The sequence below is a fragment of the Microbispora sp. H10670 genome (assembly GCF_014161385.1).
In the GTDB taxonomy this organism is placed as follows: domain Bacteria; phylum Actinomycetota; class Actinomycetes; order Streptosporangiales; family Streptosporangiaceae; genus Microbispora; species Microbispora triticiradicis.
Genome location: NZ_JABBWW010000011.1, coordinates 67,277 through 78,538 on the forward strand (window position 1 = coordinate 67,277; position 11,262 = coordinate 78,538).

Here is an 11,262-nt window from a genome sequence, read left to right on the forward strand (position 1 = left end):
AGATATGCCGATGGCGACCGCGGCGGGGCACCGCTGCTACGAGCTGTGGGATCCGATGCCTGACGAGGTGCGGGAAGGCGCCAGGCGGTTCGCCGCCGTACAGGCGCTCAACGAGCTGGTGGGCGTGCTGCAGTACGTCGAGTGGCTGGACCGCGCCCCCAGCCACACCAGGCGGCAGATGCTCATGGCCAAGATCCAGGACGAGGTCGGTCACGGGCACGTGGTCGCACGCGTCGCCGAGGACCTGGGCATGCCGCGCGAGCGGATCCTCCTCGACTACCTGGAGGGTCGTACGCGGATCCACAACATCTTCCATTACTCCTTCGCGACCTGGGAGGAGGTCGGCCCCGGGCTGCTCCTGACGAACTCGGCCGCGATCACGCAGTTCCAGTCCCTGGCGAAGGGCGTGTACCTGCCGTACGCCCGGGCGCTGCGCAAGGTCGAGCGCGAGGAGTCCTTCCACTACCAGCACGCCCTGGACCTGACCCACGAGATCCTGACGCACGGTGACGCCGAGCAGCGCCGCCGGGTGCAGGAGGGGTTCGAGCTGTGGCTGCCGCGAATCCTGGCCTACCTCGGGCCGCCCGACACCGACACCCTGCACACCAACCGGATGTGGCAGGTCGGCCTCAAGCCGGACGGCAACGACGAGGTACGCCAGGCCTGGCTCAACAAGATCATCCCGGTGGTCCGGAAGCTCGGTCTGCACGTGGACCCATCGCTGGTCCGTCAGGCGCCCTCGGGCGAGTGGGAGTTCGAGATGCCCGACTGGGCCCAGGTGAAGAAGGTCATCGCGAACGGCGGGCCGTCGTCGCAGCGGCGGCTGGACTGGGTGCGCAGCGCCCTGGAGCGCAACGCGCCGTACCGGCGCGCGCTGCAGGGGGTGGCGTGAATGCCGCACATCCCGACCGACTCCGACGTCTACGAGGTGTTCGCGCAGAGCGGCCACGGCACGGCTCTCAACCATGTCGGTTCCATCGTCTCGCCGCGCCCGGACGCCGCCTGGCACCTGGCCAAGGAGACCTACGGGCGCCGCGACGACCTCGTCAAACTCTGGGTGGTCCGCCGCACCGACATGATCGTCTCCAGCGCGGGCGACCGCGACCTGCTCGCCGCCAAGACCCGGATGCCGTACCGCCAGCCCGGCTTCCCCACCGCACGCCGCCGCGACCGCTCCGCCGCCCCGCCTGCCGTCGCCGCCCCGCCGGAACGCCGTGACAGCGGTCTGACCGAGCGCCGCGACGACGCACGCGAGCCCGGGCTCACCGACCTGTGGCTGGCGCTCGCCGACGACCTGTTCGTCCTGGGCAACCGGCTGGGCGAACGCATCGTCGACTACATCGACCTGGAGGAGGCGCTGGCGGTCGGCTCCATCGGGCAGGAGGCGCTGGCGCACGCCGGGACGATCCTGGTGCTGTGCGGCTTCGACCAGCCTGCTGTGGATGCCCGGTTCTTCGACCGGGCGCAGGCGCAGTGGCAGGTGTCGCGCGTCGTCGAGCGGCTCACCGACTGGCCGTCCCTGGTGGCCGGCGGCCTTGTGATCGCCGCGGCCGTCGCCGTACTCGCCGAGCAGACCGCGGAGGCCGAGCCCGGAGCGGAGTGGCTGCCCGCGATCAGCGCCATCCGCGATGAGCAACTGGTCCACCTGGACCACTGGCGGCGGTGGGCGCGGGCGCTGGCCGCCTGGCCCGAGACCCGGACGGAGTTCGCGCGTGCCTACGCCGAAGTGACCGAGTGCGCCGGCGACATGTTCGGTGCCCGGCCGCAGTCGCAGGGACAGGGAGTTCCGGCGGCCGCGCCGCCCGCCGGTCCGGCGCTGGCCGTGACACTGCACGAGCGTCTCGCCGCGCTGGTCGGCGACAACGGCGGACCCGGATCGCGCCTGCCGGACGGCCCGAGGACGCGGACCTGGGGCGTGGGCGGGAGCGCACTGGCCGACTCCCTTTCCCGTGGTCGCGCGATCCGTGACCACTACGCCCCGGGGGTGTTCAGTTGAACGCCGACCAGCTCGCCGACGTGGTCGCCGGCGTGAGCGATCCGGAGATCGACGTGGGCCTGCGCGACCTCGGAGTGCTGCGCTCGGTGTCGCTGACCGACGGCCGGATCCGCGTCCACCTGACCCCCACCCGGCTCAGCTGTCCCGCCGTCGGTGAGATCGCCCGGCGGGTGCGGGCCGCGCTCGCCGAGGCGGCACCGGGGCACGGGATCGAGGTCGTGTGGGAGCGCGGCGCGTGGCAGCCCGCGGCGGTGACCGCCGCCGGCCGGGACGCGCTGCGCAGGGGCGGCTATCGCGTGGCGGGCACCGCTCCCAGGTGCCCCTACTGCGACGGCGAGGACGTCGAGCAGGCCGGACGCTTCGGCGGAGCGGTGTGCAAGGTCCCCTACGACTGCCGCGGCTGCGGCTCGACCTTCGATGTGATCGGCACGGCCGGCTGCAACGCCATGCTCCCCACCCCCGTGAGAGGAGGGTCACGATGAGACTCAGCGGAAAGACCGCCGTGATAACCGGGGGCTCCCGGGGCCTCGGCCGGGCGATCGCGGAACGCTACCTGCAGGAGGGGGCGCGGGTGGTCTGCGCCGCCCGCAACCCCTATGACATCAAGGAGGTCCTCGACCTCGCACCCGGCCGCTGCGCCTACGTCCCCGTGGACGTCACCAGCGACGAGTCGGTCGCCGCGCTGATGGACGAGACCGTCGAACGCTTCGGAGGCATCGACATCCTGGTGGCCAACGCCGGCGTGAGCCGGGACGGGCGGGTGGACCGGCTGCCGGTGGCCGACTGGCAGGACATGGTGACGACCAACCTGACCGGGGTCTTCCTCTGCACCAGGGCCGCCGTCCCCCACCTGGAGCGCAGCGGCGCCGGCCGGATCGTCAACGTCTCGTCCAGCATGGCGACCCGGGTCGCGATCGGCGCCGCCGGATACTGCGCCACCAAAGCCGCGGTGGAGATGTTCACCAGGGTCAGCGCGATCGAGCTCGCCCCACGCGGCATCCTCGTCAACTCCCTGGCCCCGGGAATCCTCGACGAGGGGATGGGCCAGCAGCTCACCGGCAACGACCGGATCTGGTCGCGCTACAAGACCAGGCTGGCGCTCGGCCGGCCCGGCCACGCGGACGAAGCCGCCGACGCGGCGGTCTTCCTGGCCGGACCCGAGTCCTGCTACGTCAACGGCCACGTGCTGGAAGTGAACGGAGGCCTGCTGTGGTCATGACGTTCACTCCCGAGGTCGAGCACCCCGCCGTGTGGCTGGACGTCGACGGCGCGGTGGGCGTCATCCGTCTCGACCGGCCGCCGCTCAACGTGCTCGACCGTGCGGCACAGGCCGCGTTGCGCCTCGCCGCCGAGCGGGCCGCGACCGACGAGCGGGTCCGCGCGGTGGTCGTGTACGGCGGGCCCACGGTCTTCTCGGCGGGGGCCGACATCAAGGAGATGGCCGCGATGACGCACGCCGCGATGGTCGGGCACGCGGCGGTGCTCCAGGCGGCCTTCGACGCGGTCGCCGCCATCCCCAAGCCGGTGGTGGCCGCGATCAACGGGCCCGCTCTCGGCGGCGGCTGCGAGCTGGCCCTGACCGCCGACGCGCGCATCTGCGGCAGCGAGGCGCGGCTCGGGCTCCCCGAAGTCCTGCTCGGCGTCATCCCCGGAGCGGGTGGCACCCAGCGGCTGCCCCGGCTGATCGGTCCGGCGAGGGCCAAGGAGCTGATCTTCAGCGGGCGCCAGGTGGGCGCGAAGGAGGCGCTGGAGATCGGCCTGGTGGACCAGGTCGTGCCGACCGACCAGGTACTGGACAGCGCACTGCGCTGGGCGCGGCGCTTCGAAACGGGCCCGGCGCTGGCCCTCCACGCGGCGAAGACCGCCATAGACGCGGGCCTGGCGACCGATCTGGCCGCCGGGCTCGCCATCGAACGGTCGGTGTTCGCCGGACTGTTCGGCACCCAGGACCGTACGAGCGGCATGCAGGGGTTCATCACCGAAGGCCCTGGCCGCGCACGCTTCACCGGGAGGTAGTCACCATGAATCCAGCGACCGTCGAGTTCCAACGCGCCCGCGACCACCTGCTGTCCTCCTACGGGGACCTGCCGCGCGCCCGGGCCTTTCCCAGGCCCGAGGTGGGACAGGATTTCAGCTGGGTCGCGGACTGGTTCGATGTGATCGCCCAGGGGAACGACGCCATCGCGCTGCGCGTGGTCGACCTCGACCAGCGGGGAGAGGTCGTCGCCGACACCGCGCTGAGTTTCGCCGAGCTGGCCGAGCGCTCCCAGCGGGTCGCCCGGTGGCTGCGGGCGGCCGGCGTACGGCGGGGTGACCGCATGCTGCTGATGCTCCCCAACCGGGTGGAACTGTGGGAGTGCCTGCTGGCCGCGTTCCGTCTGGGCTGCGCCGTGATCCCCGCGTCCGTCCAGCTCACGCCCGACGACCTGGCCGACCGGCTGGAACGCGGTGGCGTGGGGCACGTCGTCGCCGAGGCCGGTCTCACCCCCAAGCTGGCACGTCTGAGCGGCGGACGCACGTGCATCGCCGTCGGCGGCCCGGTGCCGGGCTGGCTGGACTACCAGGGGGCCTATGCCGCCGAGCCGCTCCGGGAGGCGGTGCGGACCCGGCCCGAGGAGCCGTCGCTCATCTACTTCACCTCGGGTTCGACCAACCGTCCCAAGCTGGTCGGGCACACGAGCGTGAGCTATCCGATCGGCCACCTGTCGACCATGTACTGGATCGGCATCCGGCCGGGCGACGTGCACCTCAACATCTCCTCGCCCGGGTGGGGAAAGCACGCCTGGAGCAACCTGTTCGCCCCCTGGAACGCGCAGGCGACGGTCATGGTCGTCAACCAGCCGAGGTTCGCCGCGCGTCCGCTGCTCGAAATGATGTCGCGCTACGCCGTGACCACCTTCTGCGCGCCGCCCACCGTCTGGCGAAGCCTGCTCCAGGAGGACCTCACGCAGTGGCCGATCTCGCTGCGCGAGGCGGTGGCCGCCGGGGAACCGCTGAACGGGGAGGTGGTGCGCCGCGTCCGCGAGGCGTGGGGGGTGACGGTACGGGACGGCTACGGACAGACCGAGACCACCGCCCAGATCGGGACTCCGCCGGGCATGGAGAGCGTCGACGGGGCGCTGGGCTGGGCGCTGCCGGGCTACGAGGTGGCGCTGCTGGACCCGAACACCGGCGTTCCCATCCCGGACGGCCCCGGGGAGGGCGAGATCTGCCTGCCGCTGGCCAGTCGCCCGCTCGGCCTGATGAGCGGATATCTGGGCAACTCCGAGGCGACCGCATACTGCACGCGCGGCGGCTACTACCACACCGGCGACATCGCCACCCGGGACGCCGACGGACTCTTCCGCTACACCGGGCGGGGCGACGACCTCTTCAAGGCGTCCGACTACCGGATCTCCCCCTTCGAGCTGGAGAGCGTGCTGCTGCGGCATCCGGCCGTCGCCGACGCCGCCGTGGTGCCCTCACCCGAACCGCTTCGACTGGCCGTGCCCAAGGCGTACGTGGCGCTCGCCGCCGGCTACCGGCCGGAGGCCGAGACCGCACAGCTCATCCTCGCCCACGCCCGCGACCAGCTCGCGCCCTACAAGCGGATCCGCCGCATCGAGTTCGCCGAACTGCCCAAGACCGTCACCGGCAAGATCCAGCGCACCGAGCTGCGGCGGCGGGAGGAACAGCGGAGTTCGCGGTCGGCGCAGGAGTGGTGGGAGGAGGACTTCCAGAACTAGGTCGTGTCTGACACTCCCAGCCCCCCGCGACGTGAGCGGGCTGTGCGACGGGCGCGCGTTCCCCCGCACAGCTCGCCCGCCCGGGCCGACTACTCCCCGGAGACGAAATGAATGCCGTCATCATAAGCAGGGGTCAACGCAGACGAGCCGTGTTGAGCAGCCTCATCGGGAACAGCATCGAATGCTATGAGTTCCTCGTCTACGGCACGTTCTCGACGCTCTACTTCAACAAACTGTTCTTCCCTTCGTTCGACCCCGCCACCGGCACCCTGCTGTCCCTGTCGACGTTCGCGGTCGCCTTCGCGGGACGGCCGCTCGGTGCCTTCGTGTTCGGGCACTTCGGAGATCGGATCGGCCGCAAGGCGACGCTGGTCACCACGCTTGTCATGATGGGCGGCGCGACGGTCCTGATCGGCCTGCTGCCCACCTACGCCACCATCGGTGTCGCCGCCCCGATATTGCTGAGCGTCCTCCGGTTCATCCAGGGATGCTCCCTCGGCGGAGAGTCGAGCGGTGGGTTCCTGATGGCGCTGGAGAGCGCTCAGCCGAACAGGCGGGGCTTCCTCACCGCCGTCGTCGGCACCGGCAACGCCTGGGGACTGCTGCTGGCCAACGGCGCGCTCCTCCTCGTCACCGCGCTGCCGGACCGGCAGGTGTTGTCGTGGGGATGGCGACTGCCGTTCATCTTCAGCGCCGTGCTCGTGGGTGTCGCCCTCCACGTCCGGACGCGGCTCGCGGAAACCCCCGAGTTCGAGCGGTCGAAGGCCGAGGGCGCCGTCAGGAACCGGCCGGCGATCGACGTTCTGTCGCGGTACGGTCTGATCACTCTGGGCGCGTCGCTGTCGATGCTTCCCATGTTCCTGGTGTTCTACCTCGGGTCGGTGTTCTCGCTCAAATACGGCGCGGCCATCGGTGTGGGCCGGCCCGTCATGCTGGTGCTGCTCGTCGCGTCGTGCGTCTTCCTGATCGTCGCCATGCCGTTCTTCGGCTGGCTCAGTGATCTCTTCAACCGCAAGGCGGTTTTCGTCGGCGGCGTCGTCGCCATGACGGTGGCGCCGTTCGCCTGGTTCCCCTTGCTGGACACCAGGTCCTTCCCTCTGATGGCTCTCGGTTTCCTGCTGCTGTTCACGGGGTTCGCCGCGAGCTACGGCGTGCAGGGGGCGTTCTGCGCCCGGCTGTTCCCCACGGTCGTGCGGTATTCCGGCATGTCCATCAGCTACAACGTGGGCGGGCTGCTCGGCGGCGCCGTCAGCCCGATCATCGCCGCGGCGCTGCTCGACAGGTTCCACGGCTGGACGCCGATCGCCGTCTACATGGCAGCCGCCGGTGTGATCGCTCTGGCCGCTTCGGCGTTCCTGCGGGAACGCTCCGGCAGCACGGCCGTACGGCGTGCCGCCGTACCACCACCTGCGACCGCCACGTCCCCCGGCCTCACGACCGCCAGAAGCTGATTCCACGCATCAGGCGGAACCGGTGGAGGTCTCCGTGCAATCTCCAGTGAGGGAGTACCGCATGTCGTCCTTGTCCGCTTCCAGATGTCCTGTTCTCGATCCCACAGGCGCTTCGGTGCACGCCGAGGCCGCCGCGTTACGCGCCGAAGGGCCGGCGGTGCTGGTGGAGCTTCCCGGCCCCGTCCGCGCCTGGGCGATCACCCGGCACAGCGTCATCCAGGCGCTCACGAACGACCCGCGCGTCTCGCGCGACTCCCGCCGGCACTGGCCCGGTCTGGCCGACGTGCCCGAGGGCTGGTCGCTCGCCGCGCTCACCATGCAGGAGAGCTTCTTCAACTTCTACGGAGAGGAGCACCGCAGGTCCCGGCGCCGCGTCGCCCCCTCGTTCTCGCCGCGGCAGGTCGAACGGATGCGTCCGCGGGTCCAGGCGACCGCGGACCGCCTGGTCAAGGCGCTGGCCGCGCTGCCCCCCGGGGCCACCGCCGACGTGCGCCACGCCCTGGCGCTGCCGCTGACCATCACCGTCATCTGCGACCTGTTCGGCGTCCCCGAACACATGCGCGCGGGGATCGGCAGCGGAATCGACGGGGCGCTGAACTCCTCGCTCGACGCGGAAGAGGCGGTGGCCGCCCACACCGCGCTGTACGACCGGCTCGGCGAGCTGCTGCGGTACAAGAGGGAGCATCCAGCCGACGATCTGACCAGCGACCTGCTCCTGCCGGCCGAGCCCGGCGCGGAGCCGATGTCCGAGGCCGAGCTGCTCGGCACCCTCTTCCTCATGATCGGCGCGGGTCACGAGACCACCGTCAACCTCATCACCAGCGCCGTCCAGGCACTGCTCACCCATCCCGAGTACCTCACCCGGATCCACGAGGGCGCCATCGGCTGGCAGGACGTCATCGAGGAGACGCTGCGCATCGAGGGGCCGGTCATGCACATGCCCATGCGCTCCGCGCTGGAGGACATCGACCTCGGTGAGGGCGTCGTCATCCGCAAGGGCGACGCGATCACCATCGGATTCGCCGCCGCCGGCCGCGACCCGGAGCTTCACCCGCACTGCCCGGAACGCTTCGACCCCACACGGGGCGGCAAGGAACACCTCGCGTTCGGCCACGGCCCCCACTTCTGCCTCGGCGCGCACCTCGCCCGCCTGGAAGCGGAGGTCGCCCTGACCACGCTGTTCAACGAGCTGCCCGATCTCACCCTCGCCCATCCCGGAGAGCAGCCCGCCCGCCTGACCTCGTTCATGATCAACGGCCCTGTGGGCCTGGAGGTCGTCCCCCACCCGGCGTGACCGCACGGACTCCGGCCGCCGGAGGCGCACCGCGCCTCCGGCGGCACAGTCATGCCGTCGGCCGGCCGGTCCGAGGACGTCCCCGGCCTCACCGCCGGCCCACCGCCTGGGAAGCTCGGCCTCGTGCCCGGCAGTGCGCCGAAGCCGTGGGGAAGCGGGGCCGGCACAGTGGCACCCGCGCAGTGGCAGAGGAACGCGGACCCAGTCCCGGATGGGGAGACCTGTCGGCGTCGGCGCGGTCCGTGCGGAGAGCTCGGCGGCGGACCAGCGCTGGGAGGCCGGGGTTTCCCGCCGGGGACGAGAGGCGTCAGCGGGAGCGTGGGGCGTCGGTGGGAACGCGAGGCTTCGGGCAGGGAGCGCGGGGTGTCGGCGGGAGCATGGGGCGGGAACGCGAGGCTTGGGCAGGAACGCGAACGAGGCGGCGATCTGGTCGATCGCCGCCTCGTTCACCCTCGTCGCTCTGCCGATACGTCAGGTCCACAGCCCGCCGATCGCCATGGGCGAGCGGTGGCGCAGGGTGTTGTCCATCTGGATGTGCCGGGCGACGCGCTCGGCCTGGTTGCGTGTGGCGGCGATGAGCAGCGGCATCACCGACCCGGCCTCGGGCAGGCCCGCGTAGTACAGGCCCGGCAGGGTGCCCATCCCCCTGCGGTGCACCGGCAGGCCGTCCTGGTCGAGCGCCTCGGCGGGCAGGATTCCGTAGTCGGGCACGAAGCCCGTCGCCCAGATGATCGTCGTGATGCCGCCCGCGACCAGGTCCAGCGTGCCGCCGTAGTCCTTGATGAGCGAGGGGTCGTACTCGGGGGAGGGGTCCGCCGCGGGAACGACCAGCCCGCGCTGCTCGATCGCCGCGTCGATGGCCTTCAGCAGCTCGCTCTCCTTGTGGGCGGCCGCCTGCGCCACGGCGCGGACGTTGTCCTCCAGCACCAGCACACCGCCCTGCGCGCCGCGGACGGAGCCGACGAGCGTGACGCCCTTCGCGGCCAGGATCGGCAGGCTCAGGTCCTGGCCGCCGTCCTTCCCGCTGAGCACCGACACGCCGGGCAGCACGGGGGAGTCACCGCGTCCACCCGACGCGGTCTCGAGGTTGCCCTCCGGCAGCAGCAGCTGCAGCCAGTCGAGGATCTGCGCGCCACGGTAACGCCGGGGCGCGGTCTTGTGCCCTCCGACCGCGAGGTACACGTCCCGGCCGGCGTCGCGGAGGTCGTCCGCGATCTGCTGGCCGCTGTTCCCCGCGCCCACGATGAGAACCGCGCCGCTCGGCAGGGACTCCGGATTGCGGTAGTAACGCGCGTGCAGCTGGGTGACCGAGAGGTCCACGCCCGCGGCCACCTCCGGCACACGTGGCGAGGAGTACCCGCCCAGCGCCGCGACGACGTTGCGGGCTTCGACGACGTCGCCGTCGTCCAGGCGGACACGGAAGCGCGCACCCTCGTGGAGCGCCTCGTCGATCGGGAACTCGACCATCCGGACACTGGTGTGCTCGCGGACCTGAATGCCCATCGCGGCCACGTAGCTCCGGAGACGTCCGGCCACCTCGCGGGCCGGCATGTACCCTTCGGGATCGTCCCCGTCGTACGGCCAGTCGGGAAAGGCGACCGTCCTGTTCGGCGTGTTGACGCGCAGACTGTCCCAGCGCTCGTTGGCCCACGCCTGGCCGATCTCGCCGCGCTCGATCACCAACGCCTGGTAGCCCAGCCGGGAGAGCGCGCCCGCGACCGAGCATCCCTGCTGACCGCCGCCTATCACTACTGTCTCGGCGAACTCCGTTCCCATCCGTCCATTCCTCTCCGCAGCGAAATCAGAACTTGGTCCCGGGCAGCACGACGACCTTCCCGGTCGCCTGGTCGTTCTCCATGTGCCGGTGCGCCTCGACGATGTCGTCGAGGGCGAAGACCCGGTCGACGTTGGGCCGGTAGACGCCGGCCTCGACCTCGCCGACGACCCGTTGCAACACCGGCGCACCGGCGGCGCCCTTGAGGCTGTCGCTGTGGAAGGCCGTAAGTCTGGTACCCGGCGGGATCATCGCGATCGGTTCGAACTCCCTGATCAGCCAGCCGCTGAGCGAGCCGGCCACGCACACCGTCCCGCCGCGGCGCACCAGTTTCAGCGAGTCCGGCACCGTGGCCGTTCCGATCAGGTCCAGGACGTAGTCCGGGCCCTCGGGCCAGACCCTGTGCACGACGTCCGCCAGTGATCCTCCGTCGTCCAGGAGCACGTGGTCGACGCCGACCGCTCTCAAGGCGTCCATCTTCTCCGTACGCCGGGTCGTGGCCGCGGTGCGGAGACCGTGGGCGGAGGCGATCGAGGCCGCCGCCATGCCGACCGACGAGGTCCCGCCGCGGATCAGCAGGCGGCCGGGCGCGCCGGGCACGACACCCAGCGCGTCCAGCGAGCCCTGCGCGGTCAGGTACGTCTCCGGCAGCGCGGCCAGCACGTCCCAGGGCAACGTGGTGGAGATCGGCATGAGCAGCGAGTTCGGCAGCAGCGCGTACTCCGCGTATCCGCCGTCGAACTCACGGCCCATCTCGCCCATCACGGCCGCGACGGTCTGGCCGACCGGCAGCGCGGCGTCGGTCGAGTCCGCCACCGTTCCCACGCACTCGATCCCGAGCACCCGCGGGAACCTCACGTTCGGCGAATGCCCCTGACGGGTCCTCAGCTCGGATCGGTTGAGACCCGCGCCCTCCACCCGGACCAGGCTCCAGCCGTCGCGGACCGGAGGCATCGGCAGTTCGCGGATCTCGAGTACCTCCGGGCCACCCGCCCGGACACAGACCGCTGCGCGCATCGTCG

10 protein-coding genes are annotated in these 11,262 nt (G+C 71.4%); 8 read left to right on the top strand and 2 right to left on the bottom strand.

Annotated features, from left to right (window positions below):
* Nucleotides 1-4 precede the first annotated feature (4 nt).
* The 8 genes from HHX33_RS17490 (at nt 5) to HHX33_RS17525 (ending at nt 8,466) form a co-directional block, all read left to right on the top strand.
* Complete coding sequence (locus HHX33_RS17490; protein WP_182875538.1) at nt 5-892, top strand: Phenylacetic acid catabolic protein; 888 nt, start codon at nt 5-7, stop codon at nt 890-892.
* Nucleotides 893-1,996: a Phenylacetic acid catabolic protein gene (locus tag HHX33_RS17495; protein WP_182875539.1), complete on the top strand. Its 1,104-nt coding sequence runs from the start codon at nt 893-895 to the stop codon at nt 1,994-1,996.
* Nucleotides 1,993-2,478, top strand: coding sequence for an iron-sulfur cluster assembly protein (locus tag HHX33_RS17500; protein ID WP_182875540.1), 486 nt, complete (start codon nt 1,993-1,995; stop codon nt 2,476-2,478). The genes HHX33_RS17495 and HHX33_RS17500 overlap by 4 nt, the downstream gene beginning before the upstream one ends.
* Nucleotides 2,475-3,215 carry an SDR family NAD(P)-dependent oxidoreductase gene (locus HHX33_RS17505; protein WP_111701112.1) on the top strand — a complete coding sequence of 247 codons (741 nt, stop codon included), beginning with the start codon at nt 2,475-2,477 and terminating at the stop codon, nt 3,213-3,215. The genes HHX33_RS17500 and HHX33_RS17505 overlap by 4 nt, the downstream gene beginning before the upstream one ends.
* Nucleotides 3,212-4,012: an enoyl-CoA hydratase/isomerase family protein gene (locus HHX33_RS17510; RefSeq protein WP_182875541.1), complete on the top strand. Its 801-nt coding sequence runs from the start codon at nt 3,212-3,214 to the stop codon at nt 4,010-4,012. The genes HHX33_RS17505 and HHX33_RS17510 overlap by 4 nt, the downstream gene beginning before the upstream one ends.
* Nucleotides 4,013-4,017: 5 nt before the next feature.
* A complete protein-coding gene (locus tag HHX33_RS17515) occupies nt 4,018-5,721 on the top strand; it encodes an AMP-binding protein (RefSeq protein ID WP_182875542.1) in 1,704 nt (567 codons plus the stop codon).
* Nucleotides 5,722-5,873: 152 nt separating this feature from the next.
* The gene (locus HHX33_RS17520) at nt 5,874-7,172 is read left to right on the top strand and encodes an MFS transporter (RefSeq protein ID WP_182875543.1); all 1,299 of its coding nucleotides are present in this window, start codon (nt 5,874-5,876) and stop codon (nt 7,170-7,172) included.
* A gap of 115 nt (nt 7,173-7,287) precedes the next feature.
* Nucleotides 7,288-8,466, top strand: a complete 1,179-nt coding sequence (locus HHX33_RS17525) for a cytochrome P450 (RefSeq protein WP_310741419.1) — start codon at nt 7,288-7,290, stop codon at nt 8,464-8,466.
* A gap of 471 nt (nt 8,467-8,937) precedes the next feature.
* Here the strand turns inward: HHX33_RS17525 and HHX33_RS17530 are convergent, their stop codons facing one another.
* On the bottom strand, nt 8,938-10,242 hold the full coding sequence (locus tag HHX33_RS17530; RefSeq protein WP_182875545.1) for a flavin-containing monooxygenase: 1,305 nt from the start codon (nt 10,240-10,242) through the stop codon (nt 8,938-8,940).
* A gap of 25 nt (nt 10,243-10,267) precedes the next feature.
* Nucleotides 10,268-11,257: a zinc-binding dehydrogenase gene (locus HHX33_RS17535; RefSeq protein WP_220501907.1), complete on the bottom strand. Its 990-nt coding sequence runs from the start codon at nt 11,255-11,257 to the stop codon at nt 10,268-10,270.
* Nucleotides 11,258-11,262: the final 5 nt, after the last annotated feature.